At 70.9% G+C, this 20,878-nt stretch carries 22 protein-coding genes; 8 read left to right on the forward strand and 14 right to left on the reverse strand.

Features of this window, described 5'->3' with window-relative positions; translation table 11 throughout:
• Positions 1 to 846: 846 nt before the first annotated feature.
• Positions 847 to 1,611 carry an SDR family oxidoreductase gene (locus V6U89_RS02725; protein WP_334568995.1) on the reverse strand — a complete coding sequence of 255 codons (765 nt, stop codon included), beginning with the start codon at positions 1,609 to 1,611 and terminating at the stop codon, positions 847 to 849.
• Between the two features lie 100 nt (positions 1,612 to 1,711).
• Between V6U89_RS02725 and V6U89_RS02730 the strand changes: the two genes are divergently transcribed.
• From V6U89_RS02730 to V6U89_RS02745, 4 genes are all read left to right on the forward strand, one after another.
• Positions 1,712 to 2,566, forward strand: coding sequence for an MmyB family transcriptional regulator (locus V6U89_RS02730; RefSeq protein ID WP_334568996.1), 855 nt, complete (start codon positions 1,712 to 1,714; stop codon positions 2,564 to 2,566).
• Between the two features lie 168 nt (positions 2,567 to 2,734).
• Positions 2,735 to 3,655, forward strand: a complete 921-nt coding sequence (locus tag V6U89_RS02735) for a polysaccharide deacetylase family protein (protein ID WP_334568997.1) — start codon at positions 2,735 to 2,737, stop codon at positions 3,653 to 3,655.
• A 48-nt stretch (positions 3,656 to 3,703) separates the two neighbouring features.
• The gene (locus V6U89_RS02740; RefSeq protein ID WP_334568998.1) at positions 3,704 to 4,153 is read left to right on the forward strand and encodes an Rv0361 family membrane protein; all 450 of its coding nucleotides are present in this window, start codon (positions 3,704 to 3,706) and stop codon (positions 4,151 to 4,153) included.
• Between the two features lie 73 nt (positions 4,154 to 4,226).
• Positions 4,227 to 4,529: a DUF1540 domain-containing protein gene (locus tag V6U89_RS02745; protein ID WP_154942291.1), complete on the forward strand. Its 303-nt coding sequence runs from the start codon at positions 4,227 to 4,229 to the stop codon at positions 4,527 to 4,529.
• A 39-nt stretch (positions 4,530 to 4,568) separates the two neighbouring features.
• Here the strand turns inward: V6U89_RS02745 and V6U89_RS02750 are convergent, their stop codons facing one another.
• A complete protein-coding gene (locus V6U89_RS02750) occupies positions 4,569 to 6,578 on the reverse strand; it encodes a protein meaA (RefSeq protein WP_334568999.1) in 2,010 nt (669 codons plus the stop codon).
• A gap of 151 nt (positions 6,579 to 6,729) precedes the next feature.
• On the opposite strand from V6U89_RS02750, the gene V6U89_RS02755 reads away from it, so the two are divergent.
• A complete protein-coding gene (locus tag V6U89_RS02755; RefSeq protein WP_334569000.1) occupies positions 6,730 to 7,578 on the forward strand; it encodes an ABC transporter ATP-binding protein in 849 nt (282 codons plus the stop codon).
• Entirely contained in the window at positions 7,575 to 8,420 is an 846-nt protein-coding gene (locus tag V6U89_RS02760; RefSeq protein ID WP_334569002.1) for an ABC transporter permease, read from the forward strand. Before V6U89_RS02755 ends, V6U89_RS02760 begins: the two co-directional genes overlap by 4 nt.
• Positions 8,421 to 8,474: 54 nt before the next feature.
• Here the strand turns inward: V6U89_RS02760 and V6U89_RS02765 are convergent, their stop codons facing one another.
• On the reverse strand, positions 8,475 to 9,323 hold the full coding sequence (locus tag V6U89_RS02765; RefSeq protein WP_334569004.1) for a 3-hydroxyacyl-CoA dehydrogenase family protein: 849 nt from the start codon (positions 9,321 to 9,323) through the stop codon (positions 8,475 to 8,477).
• A 151-nt stretch (positions 9,324 to 9,474) separates the two neighbouring features.
• Complete coding sequence (gene murA / locus V6U89_RS02770; protein WP_334569005.1) at positions 9,475 to 10,917, reverse strand: UDP-N-acetylglucosamine 1-carboxyvinyltransferase; 1,443 nt, start codon at positions 10,915 to 10,917, stop codon at positions 9,475 to 9,477.
• On the opposite strand from murA, the gene V6U89_RS02775 reads away from it, so the two are divergent.
• The gene (locus V6U89_RS02775; RefSeq protein WP_088960578.1) at positions 10,916 to 11,488 is read left to right on the forward strand and encodes a cob(I)yrinic acid a,c-diamide adenosyltransferase; all 573 of its coding nucleotides are present in this window, start codon (positions 10,916 to 10,918) and stop codon (positions 11,486 to 11,488) included. The genes murA and V6U89_RS02775 overlap by 2 nt on opposite strands.
• Positions 11,489 to 11,499: 11 nt before the next feature.
• The gene (locus tag V6U89_RS02780; RefSeq protein ID WP_442933863.1) at positions 11,500 to 11,889 is read left to right on the forward strand and encodes a VOC family protein; all 390 of its coding nucleotides are present in this window, start codon (positions 11,500 to 11,502) and stop codon (positions 11,887 to 11,889) included.
• A 128-nt stretch (positions 11,890 to 12,017) separates the two neighbouring features.
• On the opposite strand, the gene V6U89_RS02785 is transcribed toward V6U89_RS02780, so the two are convergent.
• The 10 genes from V6U89_RS02785 to atpB form a co-directional block, all read right to left on the reverse strand.
• The gene (locus V6U89_RS02785) at positions 12,018 to 12,473 is read right to left on the reverse strand and encodes a DUF2550 domain-containing protein (RefSeq protein WP_154942282.1); all 456 of its coding nucleotides are present in this window, start codon (positions 12,471 to 12,473) and stop codon (positions 12,018 to 12,020) included.
• Between the two features lie 12 nt (positions 12,474 to 12,485).
• Positions 12,486 to 12,764 (reverse strand): F0F1 ATP synthase subunit epsilon, encoded by a 279-nt coding sequence (locus V6U89_RS02790; protein WP_088960575.1) that lies wholly within the window; start codon positions 12,762 to 12,764, stop codon positions 12,486 to 12,488.
• A gap of 147 nt (positions 12,765 to 12,911) precedes the next feature.
• Positions 12,912 to 14,060 (reverse strand): LCP family protein, encoded by a 1,149-nt coding sequence (locus V6U89_RS02795; RefSeq protein ID WP_334569006.1) that lies wholly within the window; start codon positions 14,058 to 14,060, stop codon positions 12,912 to 12,914.
• Between the two features lie 212 nt (positions 14,061 to 14,272).
• Positions 14,273 to 15,712, reverse strand: coding sequence for a F0F1 ATP synthase subunit beta (atpD, locus tag V6U89_RS02800; protein WP_334569007.1), 1,440 nt, complete (start codon positions 15,710 to 15,712; stop codon positions 14,273 to 14,275).
• Entirely contained in the window at positions 15,712 to 16,641 is a 930-nt protein-coding gene (locus V6U89_RS02805) for a F0F1 ATP synthase subunit gamma (RefSeq protein ID WP_334569008.1), read from the reverse strand. The genes atpD and V6U89_RS02805 overlap by 1 nt, the downstream gene beginning before the upstream one ends.
• A gap of 4 nt (positions 16,642 to 16,645) precedes the next feature.
• Complete coding sequence (gene atpA, locus V6U89_RS02810) at positions 16,646 to 18,298, reverse strand: F0F1 ATP synthase subunit alpha (protein ID WP_334569009.1); 1,653 nt, start codon at positions 18,296 to 18,298, stop codon at positions 16,646 to 16,648.
• Between the two features lie 86 nt (positions 18,299 to 18,384).
• Positions 18,385 to 19,206, reverse strand: coding sequence for a F0F1 ATP synthase subunit delta (locus tag V6U89_RS02815; protein WP_334569010.1), 822 nt, complete (start codon positions 19,204 to 19,206; stop codon positions 18,385 to 18,387).
• A complete protein-coding gene (locus tag V6U89_RS02820; protein WP_088960569.1) occupies positions 19,206 to 19,748 on the reverse strand; it encodes a F0F1 ATP synthase subunit B in 543 nt (180 codons plus the stop codon). The genes V6U89_RS02815 and V6U89_RS02820 overlap by 1 nt, the downstream gene beginning before the upstream one ends.
• A gap of 27 nt (positions 19,749 to 19,775) precedes the next feature.
• Positions 19,776 to 20,006: an ATP synthase F0 subunit C gene (locus V6U89_RS02825; RefSeq protein WP_210776188.1), complete on the reverse strand. Its 231-nt coding sequence runs from the start codon at positions 20,004 to 20,006 to the stop codon at positions 19,776 to 19,778.
• A 67-nt stretch (positions 20,007 to 20,073) separates the two neighbouring features.
• Positions 20,074 to 20,871, reverse strand: coding sequence for a F0F1 ATP synthase subunit A (gene atpB / locus V6U89_RS02830; RefSeq protein ID WP_210776187.1), 798 nt, complete (start codon positions 20,869 to 20,871; stop codon positions 20,074 to 20,076).
• Positions 20,872 to 20,878 lie beyond the last annotated feature (7 nt).

The raw sequence follows: 20,878 nt of genomic DNA on the forward strand, positions 1-20,878 counted from the left end.
GGTGACGGGGCCGGCGAAGACGCCACCGGCGAAGGCCAGACCAGCGATACCCAGCACGCTCTTCCGCAGAATGGTGGTGTTCATCAGGATGGCTCCATTCGGGGGTCGGCACCCGGCTCGATGGGGGTCGAGCGGGTGCAAGCACCACGACGGCGCTCAAAGAATTCAAGGGGGAAAGTCTTCGCCCGGCAGGCTTCACGAGCGGGGGGCTCGGCGCCGGGTCCATGTGTAACGACCGGCGGCCCACCATCATTCCGGGGGCCCGGCATCCCGGGCCGGCCACTCGATGGGGCCAGGCCAGCGGGTGCTGCTGCGATCGTCCAGGTGATGTAACGACCCCGGGCGGGTCGCCATTCCGCCGCCCGGGTGCCGCCGGTCACGGGACGACCCGCCACCGGCTGGCCCAGACCCGGACATCCGGCACCTTCAGTGGCCCCCGGCAACCGGACATTCGGCACGCCGATGCCAAACCGGGGCCGGTCATCCAGGCACGCCGAGCCGGGCCCGAACCGAAAACGCGTGCCGATTTGCTCCCCCGAGCCGCCACGCGGGTGTCTCGTCGGCACGGCCGTCACCCAATGAGTGCGATACCTCAGAGGCATCAACATGCCTCTGAGGTATCACGCTCGTGCTGGTGTCATCCCCCAGACTGGCGCGACCGGATCGGCACGGCCGGCGGAACGCAGGAAGTCGGCCACCCAGGTTCGCCACGCCTCGTTGGTCGGGATGGCCAAGCTCGGCCGGAAGGCCGAGGAAGCCCTGGTCCCGACCCTGGGGGCCCCGCTTCAACCGGCCGCGGTGAGAGGGCTAGGACCGGGAGAGGCAGGACCGGAGAGGAACCTGACGCTACTTCCCGTGCGGGTCGGCGGCGTTCAGCGTCGCGACCACCTGGTCGTAGTCGCCGCGCGCCTCGCCGTACCGGAGGAACTTGACCCGCTCGACCTGGATCTCCGTCGCCGCGGGCTGCGTCTCCAGCAGCCCGACCACCTCCGCCACGAACTCGTCCAGCGGCACCGCGAACTCGCTCTCCTCCTGGCCGGGCAGCAGCGAGGTACGCACGGCCGGCGGTTCGAGCTCCACGACCTTCACGGTCGTGTCAGCGAGCTGCAGCCGGATCGACTCGCTGAGCATGTGGATCGCGGCCTTGGACGCGTTGTAGCTCGGGGTGGCCTTGAGCGGCGCGAACGCCAGGCCCGACGACACTGTCATGATCGTGGCGTCCGGCTGCGCCCGCAGGTGCTCGACGAACGCGGCGATGAGCCGGATCGGGCCGAGCACGTTGGTGTTCACCACGGCCTCGGCGGAGGCGAGGAACGTCTCGGGCTGGTGCCAGTCCTCGACGCGCATGATGCCGGCCATGGTGACGAGGACGTTGAGGTCCGGGTGCCTCGCCAGCACCTCCCGCGCCGCCGATGCGATGCTCGCCGGGTCCGCCGTGTCGATCGTGACCGTGTCGATGCCCGGGTCCTCGGCGGCGATCTGCTTCAGCAGATCGGTGCGGCGGCCGCCGACGATGACGGTGTTCCCCCTGGCCTGCAGTTCGAGGGCGAGGGCGAGGCCGATCCCGCTCGTGGAGCCGGGAATGAAGACGGTGTTGCCGGAGATGTTCATGCACCCACCTTCGCCGGTTCGCCGGGGGTGGGTGCAGAGAGCGCTCATCGGGGGATCGGCAATCCCTGGTTCGTCCCGGCGGGGGGCGGATACTCGGATCATGGACCGTGCAGCGCTGGCCGACTTCCTCCGCCGCCGCCGGGAGGCGTTGCAGCCCGGGGACGTCGGGCTGGCAGCCGGCGCGCGGCGGCGCGCGGCGGGCCTGCGGCGCGAGGAGGTGGCCACCCTGGCCGCCATGTCGACCGACTACTACACCCGGCTGGAGCAGCAGCGCGGCCCGCAGCCGAGCCCACAGATGCTCGCCGCGCTGGCCCGGGCGCTGCGGCTGACGACCGGTGAGCGCGACTACCTGTTCCGGGTGGCGGGGCACAACGCCCCGGCGCGGGTGACGACGGCGACGCACGTCGCCCCGGCGCTGCTGCGCGTGCTGGACCGGCTCGACGACACCCCGGCGCTCATCCTGTCCAACCTCGGCGAGATCCTCGTGCAGAACCGGATGGCCGAAGCCCTGTTCGGGGACCGGTCGGGCCACACGGGCCTCGCCCGCAGCGAGATCTACCGGTGGTTCACCGACCCGGCCGAGCGGCTGCGCTACCCGGAGGCCGACCGCCCCCGGCAGAGCCGCGCCCAGGTCGCCAACCTGCGCGCCGCGTACGGGTCGATGGGCCCGCGGTCGCGCGCCGGTGAGCTGGTGCGGGCGCTGCAGAAGGCGAGCCCGGAGTTCGCCGAGCTGTGGGAGCGGCACGAGGTCGCGCAGCGCTTCGCCGACCACAAGACGCTCATCCACCCCGAACTCGGCGCGATCGAGCTGGACTGCCAGGTCCTGTTCACCGAGGACCAGTCCCAGGCGCTCCTCGTGCTCACCGCGCCGCCGCGCAGCGAGGGCGACGAGAAGCTGCGGCTGCTCGCCGTCCTGGGGCACGAGCGCTTCCCCGCCGACACCACACCTGGTTAGCCCCGCCGCACCTCGCCCTGCGGCCACCCTGCGGCATGCCGCGAACCGTGCGACTGGTGGCCGGGCCGACGCGCGGGTGCGGACGGCGATCCCGGACGGACCGGCCGCCAGGCGGAAGGGGCCGTTCGGGGGCCACCGCGACACCGCACCCACTGCCATGATCACCCGGTGCTCGTGAAGAACTCCCGCGTCCTGCTCACCGCCGCCACCCTCGCGCTGGCCGCCATCGTCGCGCTCATCGTCGGCCCCGCGCCCCATCGGACCCCGGAACGGGCCGCCGTGCTGAAGCTGCCGGCCGGCGCCGGAACCACGGCGGGCGGGACCGCGGTAACGCCGACCCCCGGGCCGAGCGGACAGCCCGGCAACGGTGGGCGGCCGGGGGCGGACTCCGCGCTGCCCGGGGCGACGCCGCCGGGCACCCTGCCGCCGGTGGTCGACCATGGTCCGCGTACCGGGCGCAAGGTGGCGCTCACCTTCGACGCCGACATGACCGACACCATGCGCCGGCAGCTGCGCGGGCCGCACCCGCCGTCGTACGCGAACCTGGCGATCGTCGAGCTGCTGGAACGGGAGCGGGTGCCGGCCACCTTCTTCCTCACCGGCAAGTGGGTCGAGGACTACCCGGAGCTGACCCGCCGGCTGGCCGCCAACCCGCGCTTCGAGCTGGCCAACCACACCTACGGGCACGCCGCGTTCACCCCGCGCTGCTACCACCTGACGTCGCTGCCGCGACGGGAGATGACCCGGGACGTGGCGCGGACCTTCGAGGTGATCGGCCGGTACGGCGGCCGGCAGACCCGCTACTTCCGCTTCCCCGGCCTCTGCCACGACCGGGCGGCGCTGGCCGAGCTGGCCCCGCTCGGAGTGACCGTGGTGGACGGTGACGTGGTCAGCGGCGATCCGTTCGCCACCGCCTGGCAGCCGATCGTCCGGGCGGTGCTCAGCCAGGTCCGGCCCGGTTCGGTGATCATCCTGCACGTCACCGAGGCGAACGCGGCGATGACCGACGAGGCGCTGCCCCGGATCCTGGCCGGGCTGGCCGAGCGAGGGCTGGAACCGGCCCCGCTCTCCGAGGTGCTCGGCCGCTGACCCCGAGCGCGGACGGCGGCGCTTGCGCAACCCGCCTAGCCTGCGGCCATGACGTACCAGCCGATCCCGGTGCCCCCGCGCGACAATCGCCGTACCCTGCGGATCGTCCTGATCGTGGTGGGCGCGGTGCTGGCGCTCTGCTGCCTCGGCGGCGCGGTCGGCGGCTTCTTCGTCTACGGCGCGGCGAAGGAGGCGGTCGGGCCGGTCCGGGAGGCCACCACGAGCTACCTGGACGCCATCCGGAGCGGCGACCACCAGCGGGCGTACGACCTGCTCTGCCGGGCGGAGCGGGAGCGGACGTCGCTGGCCGAGTTCCGCCGGCGGTGGGAGGCCGAGCCGCGCCTGGTCGACTACGACGTCGCCGGGCTGACCGTCAACAACACCAACGGCCGGGTCCGGGGCACCGCCACCGTGCGGCTGACGACGGAGACCGGCGGCGCGAGCACCCAGGTGTTGACGCTGGTCAAGGAGGACGGGGCCTGGCGCCTGTGCGGGTGACGGTCCCGCCGAACTCCGCGCCGAAGTCGGGCAAATGCCTACCATCGGTACAGGAGTCGAGAGGGAGGCCGTCATGACCGCATCGATCGAGATGCCCCGGGTGCAGGAGTGCACCGTGGCGTCCTGCGCCTACAACCGCACCAACGACTGCCACGCCTTCGCCATCACCGTCGGCAGCAGCGACCACGCCCACTGCCACACGTTCGTCGAGATGCCGGTGCGGGGCGGGATCGAGCAGCTGATCGCGCAGGTGGGCGCGTGCAGCCGGTCGGACTGCCGGCACAACTCGGAGCTGGAGTGCCACGCCCCGGCGATCACCGTCGCCCCGGACCAGGACATGGCCGACTGCGTGACGTACCAGCCGCAGACCGTGTGAGCCCGCGCGACCGGGCGGTCGCGCGGGCGGTGACCCCGGTCAGGCGGTCAGACCGTTCGCCTGGCGGATCACGCCGACCAGTTCGTCGATGATCCCGGTCAGGGCGAAGTCCTTCGGGGTGAAGACCCGGGCGACCCCGGCGGCGCGCAGCGCCTCGGCGTCCCCGGCGGGGATGATGCCGCCGACGACCACCGGCAGGTCACCACGCCCGGCCGCGCGCAGCCCGTCCAGCACCGCCGGCACGGCCGCGAGGTGCGAGCCGGAGAGCACCGAGAGCCCGACCAGGTCCACGTCCTCCTCGACGGCGGCGGCGACGATCTGCCCGGCGGTCAGCCGGATGCCCTGGTAGACCACCTCGAAGCCGGCGTCCCGGGCGCGTACCGCGATCTGCTCGGCGCCGTTGGAGTGCCCGTCCAGGCCCGGCTTGCCGACCAGCAGCCGCAGCCGGCCGCTGCCCAGCTCGCCGGCGGTGGCGGCGACCCGTTCCCGGACCGCGACGAGGGTGGCGTCCCCGCCGACCCCGGCCGCGCCGGTCAGCCCGGTCGGTGCGCGGTACTCGCCGAAGACCTGGCGCAGCGCGCCGGCCCACTCGCCGGTGGTCACCCCGGCCCGCACGCACTCCAGCGTCGCCGGCATCAGGTTCGCCGTGGTCGCGGCGTCCGCCCGCAGCCGGGCCAGTGCCGCGTCGACGGCCGCCGTGTCCCGGCCGGCCCGCCATTCGCGTACGGAGGCGGTGGCGGCCGCCTCGACCGCCGGGTCGACCTGCTCGACGGCCTCGGCGCCGGCGGCGGTCAGCGGGGAGGGCTCGGTCTCGGTGTACCGGTTGACGCCCACCACCACGTCGGCGCCGGACTCGATCCGGCGGCGCCGGTCGGCCAGCGAGGCGACCAGCGCGCTCTTGAGGTAGCCGCTCTCCACGGCGGCCACCACGCCGCCCATCTCCAGCACCTTCTCCAGCTCGACGCGGGCGCCGGTGACGATCTCGTCGACCAGCGCGGTCATCACGTGCGAGCCCTCGAAGAGGTCCGGGTACTCCAGCAGGTCGGACTCGTACGCGAGCACCTGCTGCATCCGCAACGACCACTGCTGGTCCCACGGCCGGGGCAGGCCGAGCGCCTCGTTCCAGGCGGGCAGCTGCACCGCGCGGGCCCGGGCGTCCCGGGAGAGGGTGACGCCGAGCATCTCCAGCACGATGCGCTGGATGTTGTTCTCCGGCTGCGCCTCGGTCAGGCCGAGCGAGTTGACCTGCACCCCGTAGCGGAAGCGGCGCTGCTTGGGGTTCTCCACGCCGTAGCGCTCGCGGGTGATCTCGTCCCAGAGCGCGCCGAAGGCGCGCATCTTGGCGATCTCCTCGACGAAGCGCACCCCGGCGTTGACGAAGAACGAGATCCGCTGAACCACGTCGCCCATCCGCTCGGCGGGCACCTGGCCGGAGTCGCGGACCGCGTCGAGCACGGCGACGGCGGTGGCCAGCGCGAAGCCGACCTCCTGCACCGGCGTCGCGCCGGCCTCCTGCAGGTGGTACGAGCAGATGTTCGTCGGGTTCCAGCGCGGCATCTCGCGCAGCGTGTACGCGATGACGTCGGCGGTCAGCCGCAGCGACGCCGCCGGCGGGAAGATGTACGTCCCCCGGGACAGGTACTCCTTGATGATGTCGTTCTGCGTCGTCCCCGCGCAGCGGGACAGCTCGGCGCCCTGCTCCGCGCCGACCGTGCCGTAGAGGGCGAGCAGCCACATCGCCGGCGCGTTGATGGTCATCGAGGTGTTCATCTCGGCCAGCGGGATGCCGTCGAAGAGCGCCCGCATGTCGCCCAGGTGGGCCACCGGCACCCCGACCCGGCCCACCTCGCCGGCGGCCAGCTCGTGGTCCGGGTCGTACCCGGTCTGGGTCGGCAGGTCGAAGGCGACCGACAGACCGGTCTGACCCTTGGCCAGGTTGCGCCGGAAGAGCGCGTTGGTGGCCGTGGCGGAGGAGTGCCCGGCGTACGTGCGCATCACCCAGGGGCGGTCGCGCTCGGGCAGCCGGCCGGAGAGTGCCTTCTCGTCCATGGCCGGAGTTTAAGTTACCGTTCAGTAAAACGGGCTGTGGAAAACCACACAGGTCCATGGAGCGGACCACCGGGCACGGCCGACGCGACATGGCCGACACCACCACACCCCGGGCCGCCGCCACGTGCGCCGGGGTCGCACACTGGACGTCATGGATGACGAGCTCGCGATCTCCGTCCGGGGACTGCGCAAGGCGTACGGCGACACCGTCGCGGTGGCGGGGGTCGACCTCGACGTCCGGCGCGGCGAGGTGTTCGCCCTGCTCGGCCCGAACGGCGCGGGCAAGACCACCACCGTGGAGATCCTCGAGGGCTACCGGCAGCGCGACGCCGGCGAGGTCTCGGTGCTGGGCAGCGACCCGGCCCGTCCGGACCCGCACTGGCGGTCCCGGGTCGGCATCGTGCTCCAGGGCACCGGCGAGTTCGACGAGCTGACCGTGGCCGAGGTGGTCCGGCACTTCTCCGGCTTCTACCCGGACGCCGACGACCCGGACAAGGTCGTCGAGCGGGTCGGCCTGGCCGGCAAGGCGAAGGCCCGCACGCACACCCTCTCCGGCGGGCAGAAGCGCCGGCTCGACGTGGCGCTGGGCATCATCGGCCGCCCCGAGCTGCTCTTCCTCGACGAGCCGACCACCGGCTTCGACCCGGAGGCCCGGCGGGAGTTCTGGGAGCTGATCCGGGACCTGGCCGCGGCCGGCACCACCATCGTGCTGACCACCCACTACCTGGACGAGGCCGAGTCGCTCGCCGACCGGGTGGGGGTGATCGCCGGCGGCCGGCTGGTCGAGGTGGCCCCGCCGAACCGGCTGGGCAACCGGCAGGAGGCCCTGGCGACCGTTTCCTGGCGTACCCCGGACGGGACGCCGCAGACCGCGCAGAGCGCGACGCCGACGGCGCTGGTGGCGGAGCTGGCCGCGCGGTTCGGCGGCGAGGTCCCCGGCCTGACCGTGACCCGGCCGACCCTGGAAGACGTCTACCTGCGGATGATCGGACAGTCATGACGACCACGACGAAGCCGGCGGCCCCGGTCGCCGCCACCGGCGGCCGGCGGGTGGGCCCCGGTGCCCTCACGCTGCGGCAGGGCCGGCTGGAGATCACCCAGTTCCTGCGCAGCCGGGAGTCCGTCGTCTTCACGATGGGCTTCCCGGTCATCATGATCCTGATCTTCGCGGCCATCTTCGGCGACGAGATCGCCCCCGGGGTCAGCTACACCCAGTACTTCATCACCGGCATGATCGCCACCGGCCTGATGACGGTGAGCTTCCAGAACCTCGGCATCTGGATCCCGATCGAGCGCGACCGGGGAGTGCTCAAGCGCTACCGGGGCACGCCGATGCCGAAGTGGGTGTGGTTCGCCGGGAAGGTGCTGATGGTGGTCGCCATCGGCGTCGCGGAGACCGTGCTGCTGCTGGCCGTCTCGGTGGCGCTGTTCGACCTGGACCTGCCCGGCACCGCCGCGAAGTGGCTCACCTTCGGCTGGGTGTCGGTGCTCGGGGTGACGGCCTGCACCCTCTGCGGCATCGCCATCTCGTCGCTGGCCCGCACCGCGCGCAGCGGCTCGGCGGTGGTCACCCCGGTCGCGCTGGTGCTCCAGTTCATCTCCGGGGTGTTCTTCGTCTTCACCGAACTGCCGTCCTGGATGCAGCAGGTGGCCGCGCTCTTCCCGCTGAAGTGGATGTGCCAGGGGCTGCGCTCGGTCTTCCTGCCGGAGAGCTTCGGCGCCCAGGAGCCGGGCGGCTCGTTCGAGCTGGGCCGGGTCGCCCTGGTGCTCGCCGCCTGGTGCGTGATCGGGCTGGTGCTCTGCCTGACCACCTTCCGCTGGACCACCAAGCGCGACGGCTGACGACGGGAAAGGGGGCGGGCGCACCGGCGCCCGCCCCCTTTTTCGTGCCCGGACTCAGTACGTGTAGAAGCCCTTGCCGGTCTTGCGGCCCAGGTCGCCGGCGGTGACCATGCGCTGGAGCAGCTCCGGCGGGAAGAACTTCTCGTCGGCGGTGTCGGTGTAGATGTTCTTCGAGGCGTGCAGCAGCACGTCCACGCCGGTCAGGTCGGTGGTGGCCAGCGGACCCATGGCGTGGCCGAAACCGAGCTTGCAGGCGGTGTCCAGGTCCTCCGCCGACACCACGCCGGACTCGACCAGCTTGACCGCCTCGACGACCAGCGCCGCGATCAGCCGGGTGGTGACGAAACCGGCGATGTCCCGGTTGACCACCACGACCGTCTTGCCGATCCCCTCGGCGAACGCCTTCACCGTCGCCAGCGTCTCGTCGCTGGTCTTGTAGCCCCGGACCAGCTCGCAGAGCTTCATCATCGGCACCGGCGAGAAGAAGTGGGTGCCGACGACCGCCTCCGGCCGCTGCGTCACCGACGCGATCTGGGTGACCGGGATGGCAGAGGTGTTGGTGGCCAGCACCGCGTCGGACTTGCAGATCTTGTCCAGCGCGCGGAACACCTCGTGCTTGATCTCCAGCCGCTCGAAGACCGCCTCGACCACGATGTCCGCGTCGGCGACCGCCTCCAGGTCGGTGGTGGGGGTGATCCGGCCGAGCGTCGCCTCGACCTCGGACGCGTCGATCCGGCCCTTCTCGGCGAACTTCTCCAGCGACTTCCGGATGCCGTCGACGCCCCGCCCGGTGGCCGCGTCGTCCAGGTCGCGCAGCGTCACCTGCCAGCCCGCCTGCGCCGCCACCTGGGCGATGCCCGAACCCATCAGCCCGGCACCGACGACCGCGAGTCGACCCGCCATCTGCTTCTCCCTCGCTGCGAATGAGTTGTCTGTCAGCACCCTAGTCATGACTGAACGCACCGAGCGCAGCGAGGGCCGTGAGGGCATGACAGACAGTCAAGTCGGCGAGCCTGAACGACGGCTAAGGCACCGGCCGCGGCGGCGGGGCCGATCAGATGGTGAGGTCCGGGGCCTCCGGCGCGGTCCCCCGCTCCACCCGCACACCGAGCGCCCGCAGGTCGGCCACGAAGTCCGGATAGCCCCGGTCGACGTGGTACACGTGGGAGACCTCGGTGACCCCCTCGGCGCAGAGCCCCGCGATGATCAGACCCGCGCCGGCCCGGATGTCGGTGGCGCGTACCGGGGCGCCGGAGAGGCGGTCGCGACCGCAGACCAGCGCGTGGTGGCCGTCGGTCTTGATGTCCGCCCCCAGCCGCATCATCTCGTTGGCGAACATGAACCGCCCGTCGAAGATGTTCTCCGTGATCAGCGAGGCGCCGTGGCTCACCGCGGCCAGGCCGATCGCCATCGGCAGCAGGTCGGTGGCGAAGCCCGGGTACGGCAGGGTGACCACGTCGACCGCGGCGGGCCGGTCGTCGGCGCGTACCCGGAAGGCGTCGCCCCGGGTCTCCACCAGCGCGCCGGCCGAGACCAACTTGTCCAGCGCGACCTCCAGGTAGGCCGGATCCACGCCGGTGACGGTGACGTCCCCCCGGGTCATCGCGGCGCCGAACGCCCAGGTGCCGGCGACGATCCGATCCCCCACGGTGGCGTGCCGCACCGGGTGCAGCTCGGGCACCCCGACGATCCGCAGAGTGGAGGTACCCGCACCGGAGATTCGCGCGCCCATCTGGTTGGCCATCGTGCAGATGTCGACGATCTCCGGCTCCCGGGCCGCGTTGTCGATCACCGTCACGCCGCGGGCCAGCACCGCCGCCATCACCAGGTTCTCGGTCGCCCCCACGCTGGGGAAGTCCAGCACGATCTCCGCGCCGTGCAGGCCGTCCGGAGCCGAGGCGATGACGAAGCCGTGCTCACCGGAGATGTCCGCGCCCATCCGGGTCAGCCCGGAGATGTGCATGTCCAGCCCCCGGGAGCCGATCGCGTCCCCGCCCGGGTGGGCCACCCGGACGTGCCCGCGACGGGCCAGCAGCGGGCCCAGCACGCAGATCGACGCGCGCAGCCGGCGGACGAGGTCGTAGTCGGCCTCCACGCCGGGCCGCTCGGGGACGTCGATGACGACCGAGCGGGACCGGGCGACCCCGCCCCGGGCGACCATCGGGTCGACCGGATCGTCCGCCTCGAACCGCACGCCGCAGCCGAGCCGGCGCAGCACCTCCCCCATGGTCGCGATGTCGGTGATCCGGGGGACGTTGGTGATCACGCTGCGCCCCGGGGCGAGCAGCGCGGCCGCCATCAGCTTGAGCGCGGAGTTCTTGGCGCCGACCACGTGCACCGTGCCGGCCAGCCGGGCGTCGCCGCCGACCCGGATCACGTCGACGTCGTTGACCGCCTGGTCGGCGGCGTCACCGGCCCCCGCTCCGCCCGGCCAGCCGACGGCAGGGTCCGGCCGTGCCGGGATCGTCAGGTCCGGTATCCGTAGGCTGTGCGTCATGGCCGTCCACCTCACGCGCATCTACACCAAGGCCGGCGACGCCGGCATGACCAGGCTGAGCAACAACGAGCAGGTGCCGAAGACCGACCCGCGGATCGCCGCGTACGCGGACGTCGATGAGTGCAACGCCGCGATCGGCGTGGCGCTCGCCCTGGGGCAGCTCGACGAGGAGCTCCGGGCGGTGCTGGGGTCGATCCAGAACGACATGTTCGACGTGGGGGCCGACCTGGCCACCCCGGTCGAGCCGGATCCGGCGTACCCGCCGCTGCGGGTCACCGAGGAGTACGTGGAGCGCCTCGAGGGCTGGTGCGACGAGTACAACGCACGCCTGAGCAAGCTCGACTCCTTCATCCTCCCCGGCGGCACCGCTGGCGCGGCGCTGCTGCACGTGGCACGGACGGTCGCCCGGCGTGCCGAACGGGCCGCCTGGGCACTGGTCGCGCACGACCCGGATCGCACCAGCTCCCTTCCGGCAAAGTATCTCAACCGCCTCTCCGATCTGCTGTTCATCCTGTCAAGAACGGCAAATCCGAACGGAGATGTGCTATGGGTGCCGGGCGGTAAGCGCTGAGCGTCGGCGGGCTGCACCACGTCGAGGTCTGGGTACCCGACCTCGACGCGGCCCGGGCCAGCTGGGGCTGGTTGCTGGGCGAGCTGGGCTGGACGCCGTACCAGGACTGGCCCGCCGGCCGGTCCTGGCGGCTCGGCCGGACGTACCTGGTGCTGGAGGAGTCTCCCGCGCTGTCGGGGCGGGCGCACGACCGGCTCGCCCCCGGGCTCAACCACCTCGCGTTCCACGCCGGTCCGCCCGCCGCGGTGGACCGGCTGGTCGCGGCCGCGCCCGCGCACGGCTGGACGCTCCTCTTCCCGGACCGCCACCCGCACGCCGGCGGCCCGAACACCTACGCCGCCTACCTCACCAACCACCACGGCTACGAGGTGGAACTGGTCGCCACCGACGAAACCCGGTAACGGCGCAAGGTAAGAAGGTCTGGCGGAGCCGGACACGTGAGGTGTTTCCGGGGAGCCCGCCCGCGGAGGGATCAAGCCTGACCGCCCGGAGCGGGTGGGCTCCCCGGAAACACCGGAGAACCGGGAGATCAGGCCGCGGGCCAGTCCTGGGAGGCCACACGCGGCGAGGCCGCCCCGGGCGGGGCGGCCTCCAACCAGCTGAGGAATCCGGTGACGGTGGAACGCGCCATGGCGATCTCGACCGGAGCGTGGTGACTGGTACACCGGAGGATCACCCAGTCGGCGGGCATCGAGAGGCGCTCCTGCCCCTCCGGCAGGCGCCGTCGCTCCACCACCAGCTCCTTGCGGGAGAGCACCCGCTTGGGTCGCAGGGCGAAGCTGAACATCCGGTACCACCGGAGCTCGTCACCGACGAAGCGGCCGAAGCCCGGCGACCAGCCCCGGCCGTCGAGCACCGTGGTGACCCGGACGCCGAGCCGGATGATGCCGCCGCTACGGGTGACCAGGGCCCGCCGGATGAAGAGGATCAGGATCGCGGCGACGACCACCGCAAAGCCGATTCCGATCCCTTCCACGATCTCCATCGGCGGGTCGGCTCAGCGCGCGGGGGTGGCCGGGGAGGCGCTCTCGGCGAGGACGGTGACGCCCTCACCGGTCACCGACAGGAAGCCGCCGGCGACGTCGTACGCGACCTGCTGGCCGCCGGCCTGCTTGATGCGGACCTGGCTGGGCTCCGCCAGCTGGCCGAGCAGGGGCGCGTGCCCCGGCAGCACACCCAGCTCACCCTCGGTCGTCCGGGCGACGACCATCTCGGCCTCGCCGGACCAGACCTTCTCCTCGACGGCTACGAGCTCGACGTGAAGCTGCTGTGCCACGCTGTCTCCTTGCTGCGGCGGCGGAATGTCGAAAGTCTAGTCCCGCCGCCGGGAGCGCCCCAACGCGGGTGGCGAGACCTGCGACACCCGGTGTCGTGACACGCAGAGCCGGGCCGGCGGGGAGCCGGCCCGGCGGTGGCGCGGAGGTCACTTGTTCCGGTTGCGGAACTCCGGGTGTTCGAGCAGGAACGCGTCGAGCTGTTCGTTCTTCAGCGCGGTGAAGAAGTCGTCCGCGGCGGGCAGCAGCCGCTCACCCCGGTACGCGCTGCCGGTGCCGATGCCCTCCCCCGGCAGCTTGATCAGCTCGACGTTCTCCGACCGGACGCCCTTGAGGGCGATGGCGAAGTCGACCACGCTGTTGCCCCGGCCGTTGAAGGTCAGCGACTGGCCGGCGGCGCGGATCACCCGGTCCAGCTTGATCGGGTTGGTCACCACGTCGGCGCTGAACGCCTGGTTGACCATCGCCTTGATGAACTGCTGCTGGTGGCGCTGGCGGCCGTAATCGGCGTCCGGGACGCCGTTCTTGGGGTAGCGCTGCCGCACGTAGTCCAGCGCCTGCCAGCCGCTCAGGTGCTGGTTGCCCTTCTTGTACTCCGCCTGCGGGCCGATGTACCCCTCGCCGTACGGGTTGCCCTTGCGGTGCGTGCCGTCCGGCTCGCGGTGCTCGGACTTCACGTCCCGCTCGATGTACATGTCGACGCCGCCCATCGCGTCGACGATCTTCTGGAAACCGGTGAAGTTGATGATCGCGCCAGCGTCGAACCGCTCGATGCCGGTCACGTTCCGCACGGTGTTGGCGAGCAGCTCGAAGCCCTGCGCGGCGCTCGGGTTCTGCCCCTGCACGGCGCTGCCGTGCGACATGGCCCCGTTGAGTTTCCCGCTGCCGCCGCCGTAGCCGGCCTTGTCGAACTTCGGGATGTCGACGTAGAGGTCGCGGGGCAGGGAGAACAGGTACGCCCGGTCCATCGACGCCGGCACGTGCAACACCATGATCGAGTCGGCCAGCGGCCGGTCCTCCGGCTTGCGCGGGTCGATGCCGACCAGCAGGATGTTGAGCGGGCCCTTGACGTCGCTCTTGCGCTCCTGCGCCCCGGCCGCCTGGTCGCCGAAGAGGTCGGCCTTGCCGACGGCGCCCTCGTACCGGGCCAGCAGCGCCTCGTAGCCGACCAGCACCACGCCGCTGAGCAGCATGAGCACGGCGCCGAAGATGGTGCACGTCCTGGCCCACCGCGGCACGCCCGACCACATGGACGGCTTGCCGCCGCCCTTGCCGGCCTTAACCACGAGCTTCTCCATTCGTCGTCACGCCCACAACTGAAGGGACGGGCGGACGCAGCCGAAAAGTTGCACCGGATCGACGCCGACTGGCGTGCGTCGCGCTCGAAACGGTACCCCGCCATCGTGGGAATCGCTGGCCCGACAATCGGACACCGGGTCCGAACAGGCCCGGAACAGGCGAAGGCCACCCCGGCGAACCGGGGTGGCCTTCGTCAGTTGTGGCGGAGTTCTCAGCCCTCCGACATCAGTTCCTTCGCCTTGCGCTCCAGGTCCTCAAGACCGCCGCACATGAAGAAGGCCTGCTCGGGGAAGTGGTCGTACTCGCCCTCGCTGATCTTCTTGAACGCCTCGATGGTCTCGCTGATCGGGACCGTCGAGCCCGGCACGCCGGTGAACTGCTCGGCGGCGTAGGTGTTCTGCGACAGGAAGCGCTCGATCCGCCGGGCCCGGGCCACGGTGATCTTGTCTTCCTCGGAGAGCTCCTCGATGCCGAGGATGGCGATGATGTCCTGCAGGTCCTTGTAGCGCTGCAGGATCCGCTTCACCTCGGTGGCGACCTGGAAGTGCTCGGCGCCGACGAACTCCGGGGCGAGGATCCGGGACGAGGACGCCAGCGGGTCCACGGCCGGGTAGATGCCCTTGTCGGAGATCGACCGCTCCAGGTTGGTGGTCGCGTCCAGGTGGGCGAACGTGGTGGCCGGCGCCGGGTCGGTGTAGTCGTCGGCGGGCACGTAGATCGCCTGCATCGAGGTGATGGCCTGGCCCCGGACGGAGGTGATCCGCTCCTGGAGCTCGCCCATCTCGTCGGCCAGGGTCGGCTGGTAACCCACGGCGCTCGGCATGCGGCCGAGCAGCGTGGAGACCTCGGAACCGGCCTGGGTGAAGCGGAAGATGTTGTCGATGAAGAGCAGCACCTCCTGCTTCTTCACGTCGCGGAAGTACTCCGCCATGGTCAGCGCGGAGAGCGCCACCCGCAGCCGGGTGCCCGGCGGCTCGTCCATCTGGCCGTAGACCAACGCGGTCTTGTCGATGACGCCGGACTCGGTCATCTCGGCGATGAGGTCGTTGCCCTCACGGGTGCGCTCACCCACGCCGGCGAAGACCGAGGTACCACCGAAGTTCCGGGCGACACGGGTGATCATCTCCTGGATGAGCACCGTCTTGCCCACGCCGGCACCGCCGAACAGGCCGATCTTGCCGCCCTTGACGTACGGGGCGAGCAGGTCGATGACCTTGATGCCGGTCTCCAGCATCTCGGTCTTCGGCTCCAGGTCCGCGAAGGCCGGGGCCTTGCGGTGGATGACCCAGTGGTCGTCCGGGGTGAGCGTCTCGCCCTCGGTGAGGTTGAGCACCTCACCGATCGCGTTGAACACGTGGCCCTTGACCGCGTCGCCCACCGGAACGGTGATCCCCGAGCCGGTGTCGCGCACCTCCGACCCACGCACCAGGCCGTCGGTCGGCTGCATCGAGATCGCGCGGACCATGTTGTCACCCAGGTGCTGGGCAACCTCCAGGGTCAGCTTCTTCTCGCCGCCGGAGAGCGTCACGTTGACGTGCAGGGCGTTGAACAGGGGCGGCATGGCGTCGCGCGGGAACTCGGCGTCGACGACCGGGCCGATGACCCGGACCACGCGACCCGTGGCCGTCTTGGTCTCTACTGGGGCAGTCATCACACTTCACTTCCCGACGCGGCCAGCGCGTTCGCGCCGCCGACGATCTCGCTGATCTCCTGGGTGATCCCGGCCTGGCGGGCCGAGTTCATCTCGCGCGTGTACTTCTCGATCATCTCTTCGGCGTTGTCCGTGGCGCTCTTCATCGCCCGCCGCCGGGACGCCGACTCGCTCGCCGCCGACTCGATCAACGCCGCGTAGATCCGCGTGTTGATGTACTTCGGCAGCAGCGCGTCGAGCAGCGCCTCCGCCTCCGGCTCGAACTCGTACGCCGGCAGCAGCCCCTCGGACCGCGGACGATCCTCGACCTGCATCGGGCCGATGATCTTCGCGACCGGCGTCTGGGTCATCAGGGAGTGGAACTCGGTGTAGACGATGTGCAACTCGTCGATCCCGAGCACCCCGTCCGCCCCGGCCTGACCGTCCGCGTCGTCCGCGCCGGCCGAGAACGCCTTGATCAGCGTCTCGCCCACCTCGCGGGCGTCGGCGAACGAGGGCTGCTCCGAGAAGCCGGTCCAGTTCGCCGCCATGTCCCGGTCGCGGAACCGGTAGAACCCGACGCCCTTGCGCCCGATGACGTAGAGCACCGGCTCCTTGCCGTCGGCCTTGAGCCGGGCGATCAGCGACTCCGCCGTCCTGATCGCGTTGGAGCTGTAACCACCGGCCAGGCCGCGGTCGCTGGTGACCAGCAGCACGCCCGCCCGCCGTACCCGCTCACGCGGGGTGAGCAGCGGGTGGTCGATCCGCGCGTTGGACGCCAGCGCCGTGAGCACGCCGGTGATGGCCCGGGCGTACGGCAGCGACGCCTCCACCCGGGCCTGGGCCTTGGCGATCCGGCTCGTCGCCACGAGCTCCATCGCCTTGGTGATCTTCTTCATCGACTTCGCCGAGCGGATCCGTTGACGAAGAACGCGAACCTGGGCCGCCATTGGATCAGCTCTCGGCCGGGCGGTCGGTCGTGCCGTCGCGGAAGCGGGTCACCGTCTCGCGGTTCTCCTCGCCCTCGAGCGGCGCGGCCGGGGCCTCGTTGATCCGACGCTCGTCCTCCTTGCCCAGGAAGACCTGCTTGAACTCGGTGATGGCCGAGTCCAGCGAGCCGACGATGTCGTCGCCCCACTTGTTGTCCGCGATCGCCGCCAGGACACCCTCGTGCTTGTGCCGCAGGTACTGGAGGAACTCGGACTCGAAGCGACGCACCTCGCCGACCGGGATGTCGTCCAGCTTGCCCTCGGTGCCGGCCCAGACCGTGACGACCTGCTCCTGCACCGGGTACGGCGAGTAGTTCGGCTGCTTGAGCAGCTCGACCAGGCGGGAACCGCGCTCCAGCTGGGCCCGGGAGGCCCGGTCCAGGTCGGAGGCGAAGGCGGCGAAGGCCTCCAGCTCGCGGTACTGGGCCAGGTTGAGCCGGAGCGAACCGGCGACCTTCTTCATCGGCTTGACCTGCGCGGCGCCACCGACCCGGGAGACCGAGGTACCGACGTTGATGGCCGGCCGGACGCCCTGGTTGAACAGGTCGGTCTCGAGGAAGATCTGGCCGTCGGTGATCGAGATGACGTTGGTCGGGATGAAGGCCGAGATGTCGTTGGCCTTCGTCTCGATGATCGGCAGACCGGTCATCGAGCCGCCACCCAGCTCGTCGGAGAGCTTCGCGCAGCGCTCCAGCAGGCGGGAGTGCAGGTAGAAGACGTCACCCGGGTACGCTTCGCGGCCCGGCGGGCGACGCAGCAGCAGCGACACGGCCCGGTACGCCTCGGCCTGCTTGCTCAGGTCGTCGAAGACGATCAGGACGTGCTTGCCGCCGTACATCCAGTGCTGCCCGATGGACGAGCCGGTGTAGGGGGCGAGGTACTTGAAGCCGGCCGGGTCGGAGGCCGGAGAGGCGACGATGGTGGTGTACTCCATCGCGCCCGCCTCCTCCAGGATGCCCTTGATCGAGGCGATCGTGGAGGCCTTCTGGCCGATGGCGACGTAGATGCAGCGGACCTGCTTCTTCGGGTCGCCGGAGCGCCAGTTGTCGCGCTGGTTGAGGATGGTGTCCAGGGCGACCGTGGTCTTGCCGGTCTTCCGGTCACCGATGATCAGCTGACGCTGGCCCCGACCGACCGGGGTCATGGCGTCGATCGCCTTGATACCGGTCTGCAGCGGCTCGTCGACGGACTGCCGGGCCATCACGTTCGGGGCCTGGAGCTCCAGCTCGCGGAAGCCCTCGTTGGCGATGTCGCCGAGCCCGTCGATCGGCTGGCCGAGCGCGTCGACCACGCGGCCGAGGAAGGCGTCGCCGACCGGCACCGAGAGCACCCGGCCGGTGCGCTTGACGCGCTGCCCCTCCTCCAGCTTGGCGGAGTCACCGAGAACGACGACACCGATCTCCCGGACGTCGAGGTTGAGCGCCACGCCGAGCGTGCCGTCCTCGAACTCCAGGAGCTCGTTGGTCATGGTCGAGGGCAGGCCCTCGACGTGGGCGATGCCGTCACCGGTGTCGGCGACGGTGCCGACCTCCTCGCGGGAGACGTCGGCCGTGTAGGAGGAGACGTAGCGCTCCAGGGCGCCGCGGATCTCCTCCGTCGAGATGGTCAGCTCGGCCATCCTCTGCTTCCTTAAGTATCAGGGTCCCGGGATACCTAGTACCGACCGGTCCGAATGGCGTCGATCAGGGGCTGCGGAGACGCTGGTCAGCGCTTCGCGAGCGCGTTGCGGGTCTCGTTGAGGCGGCGCAGGACGGTGCCGTCGTACAGGTCGGAGCCGACCTGCACGCTCACCCCACCGAGCACCTCCGGGTCGACCGTCTGCTTGACGGAAACCTCTCGACCGTACATCGCGGAGAGGCGGGCACCGAGGCGTCGCTCCTCCTCGTCAGTCAACGGGGCTGCCACCGTGACGTACGCCACCTGGCGGTCCCGCCGTTCGGCGGCCAGCTCGACCAGCCGGGTGAGCGATCCGGTGAAGGAACGCCCCCCGAAGCCGGCCAGCGCCACCTCGATGAGGCGGACCGTGGCCAGCTTGGCCTTGCCGGCCAGCAGCTCGCCGACCAGGACGCCCCGCTGCTCCACCGGAGCGACCGGGTTCGACAGCACCGCGGAGAGGGCGGGCTGGCCGGCGACGACCTGCCCGAAACGGAACAGCTCGTCCTCGACCTCGCCCAGGTCACCCGCGGCATCGACGCTGGCCAGCACGGCCTCCACGCCGAGCCGCTCGGCGCCGTCGAGCAGTTCCGACGGCGCCGACCAACGGCCGGAGACCAGCGAGGCGAGCAGGTCGAGCGCGCCCTCGCTGATCTTGCCCCGCAGCATCTCGCCGAGCAGGCCGGCGCGGTCCGGGGCGGACCGGGCGGAGTCCGAGAGCGCCCGCCGCAGCCGAGTCTCCCGCCGGAGCAGGCCGGCGACGGCGAGCAGGTCGTTCGCGGTGTGGGCCACCGCGACCGGGTCGGCACTGCGCGCGTACGCGTCGAGGTGCTCCGCCGCGACCTTGTACGACTCCCGGCTGGCGGCCTGCATCAGCGGGCCCCCGCGCTCTCGAGACCGCTCAGGAACCGGTCGACGGTGCCCTTGCGACGAGCCTCGTCGGCGAGCGACTCACCGACGATCTTGCTGGCCAGGTCGACCGCGATCGTGCCGACCTCCGTGCGCAGCTCGCGCACGATGGTGGCCCGCTCGGCGGCGAGCTGCTCCTTGCCCGCCGCGATGATCCGGTCGGATTCCTCCCGCGCCTTGGCGAGGATGTCCTGGCGGATGCCCTCGGCGTCGGCCCGGGCGTCGTCCCGGATCTTGGCGGCGTCGGTGCGCGCCTCGGCGAGCTGCGCGCGGTACTGCTCGAGGAGCTGGTTGGCCTCGGCCTGAGCGGCCTCGGCGCGCTTGATGCCACCCTCGATCGCGTCGACCCGCGCCTGGAACGTCTGCTCCATGCGGGGGAAGACGAACTTCATCAGCACGAAGCAGAGCACGGCAAAGGCGACCGTCCCGACCACGAGCTCCTGCCACAGCGGGACGATCGGGTTGTGGGCCGTTTCACCACCTTCGGCGGCGAGCAGGTGGTACATGGTTACCTCCCGGTCAACAGGGGTGGATCAGGCGCCAGCCCAGATGAAGCCGAAGGCGATACCCAGCAGCGCGAGCGCCTCGATGACGGCGAAGCCGATCCAGACGTACGGCAGGGTCATCCGCGACGACTCCGGCTGGCGGGCGGTCGACTGGATGTAGGCGGCGAAGACCAGGCCGACACCGATGCCCGGGCCGATGGCCGCGAGACCGTAGCCGATGGCGGCGGTGCTGCCCTCTACCGCGGCGTAGACGTCCATTAGTGGGTTCCTCCTGGTTATCACGCGTGACGGTCACGCGGGACGACAACTGTTGGTGCGAAGTGGATCAGTGCTCTTCGGCGAGCGCGCCCTGCACGTAGCTGGCGGTCAGCACCGTGAACACGTAGGCCTGCAGGACGATCACCAGGAACTCGAGGAAGGTGAGCGCGATGGTCATCACCCAGGACAGCACCGAGACCGGGGCCAGCCAGGTGTTGGCGCTGAGCATCGCGAAGCCGCCGAGCGTGAAGACCAGCAGGAGCATGTGGCCGGCGAACATGTTCGCGAAGAGACGGACGGCCAGCGAGAACGGCCGGACGAGGAAAGTCGAGAAGAACTCGATCGGGATCAGCAGCGGCAGGATGTACCAGGGCGCCGGCGGGATCAGAGAGTTCTTGATGAACTTGCCGGCGCCGTGGTGCTTGATGCCGGCGTAGATGAAGAGCACGTAGCTGATCACCGCGAGGATCGCCGGGAAGGCGATGTGCGAGTTCGGCGAGATCTGGAAACCCGGCAGGATCGCGAAGAAATTGGTCAGCAGGATGAAGCAGAACAGCGTGGTGAAGTACGGCGCGAACCGCACACCCGCGTGCCCGATCATGTCGACCGCGATGTTGTTCCGCACGAAGCCGTAGATCGACTCGGCGAACCACTGCTTCTTCGTCGGGACCAGCTGCGGCTTCCGGTAGCTGGCCAGGAAGAAGATGATCAGGACGCCGACCGCGATCCAGACCATCGCCGTGATCTTGGTGAACCAGTAGGAGTCGTGCGCACCCCAGGGCAGGATGCTGGGCAGGTAGAAGTCCTCCACACTGGGTGGGAATGCCGCCTGGCCCGCTGCCAGGACGTTCGCCTGTCCGAACACCGCGTCC

It is taken from the genome of Micromonospora sp. CPCC 206171 (genome assembly GCF_036906755.1).
In the GTDB taxonomy this organism is placed as follows: domain Bacteria; phylum Actinomycetota; class Actinomycetes; order Mycobacteriales; family Micromonosporaceae; genus Micromonospora; species Micromonospora purpureochromogenes.

Excerpts from the sequence above, each read along its gene's own strand:
- V6U89_RS02725 (WP_334568995.1), bottom strand. The coding sequence starts at position 1,611 with ATGAACATCTCCGGCAACACCGTCTTCATTCCCGGCTCCACGAGCGGG.
- V6U89_RS02730 (WP_334568996.1), top strand. The coding sequence starts at position 1,712 with ATGGACCGTGCAGCGCTGGCCGACTTCCTCCGCCGCCGCCGGGAGGCG.
- V6U89_RS02740 (WP_334568998.1), top strand. The coding sequence starts at position 3,704 with ATGACGTACCAGCCGATCCCGGTGCCCCCGCGCGACAATCGCCGTACC.
- V6U89_RS02745 (WP_154942291.1), top strand. The coding sequence starts at position 4,227 with ATGACCGCATCGATCGAGATGCCCCGGGTGCAGGAGTGCACCGTGGCG.
- V6U89_RS02750 (WP_334568999.1), bottom strand. The coding sequence starts at position 6,578 with ATGGACGAGAAGGCACTCTCCGGCCGGCTGCCCGAGCGCGACCGCCCC.
- V6U89_RS02755 (WP_334569000.1), top strand. The coding sequence starts at position 6,730 with ATGGATGACGAGCTCGCGATCTCCGTCCGGGGACTGCGCAAGGCGTAC.
- V6U89_RS02760 (WP_334569002.1), top strand. The coding sequence starts at position 7,575 with ATGACGACCACGACGAAGCCGGCGGCCCCGGTCGCCGCCACCGGCGGC.
- V6U89_RS02765 (WP_334569004.1), bottom strand. The coding sequence starts at position 9,323 with ATGGCGGGTCGACTCGCGGTCGTCGGTGCCGGGCTGATGGGTTCGGGC.
- V6U89_RS02775 (WP_088960578.1), top strand. The coding sequence starts at position 10,916 with ATGGCCGTCCACCTCACGCGCATCTACACCAAGGCCGGCGACGCCGGC.
- murA (WP_334569005.1), bottom strand. The coding sequence starts at position 10,917 with ATGACGCACAGCCTACGGATACCGGACCTGACGATCCCGGCACGGCCG.
- V6U89_RS02785 (WP_154942282.1), bottom strand. The coding sequence starts at position 12,473 with ATGGAGATCGTGGAAGGGATCGGAATCGGCTTTGCGGTGGTCGTCGCC.
- V6U89_RS02795 (WP_334569006.1), bottom strand. The coding sequence starts at position 14,060 with ATGGAGAAGCTCGTGGTTAAGGCCGGCAAGGGCGGCGGCAAGCCGTCC.
- atpD (WP_334569007.1), bottom strand. The coding sequence starts at position 15,712 with ATGACTGCCCCAGTAGAGACCAAGACGGCCACGGGTCGCGTGGTCCGG.
- V6U89_RS02805 (WP_334569008.1), bottom strand. The coding sequence starts at position 16,641 with ATGGCGGCCCAGGTTCGCGTTCTTCGTCAACGGATCCGCTCGGCGAAG.
- atpA (WP_334569009.1), bottom strand. The coding sequence starts at position 18,298 with ATGGCCGAGCTGACCATCTCGACGGAGGAGATCCGCGGCGCCCTGGAG.
- V6U89_RS02815 (WP_334569010.1), bottom strand. The coding sequence starts at position 19,206 with ATGCAGGCCGCCAGCCGGGAGTCGTACAAGGTCGCGGCGGAGCACCTC.
- V6U89_RS02820 (WP_088960569.1), bottom strand. The coding sequence starts at position 19,748 with ATGTACCACCTGCTCGCCGCCGAAGGTGGTGAAACGGCCCACAACCCG.
- V6U89_RS02825 (WP_210776188.1), bottom strand. The coding sequence starts at position 20,006 with ATGGACGTCTACGCCGCGGTAGAGGGCAGCACCGCCGCCATCGGCTAC.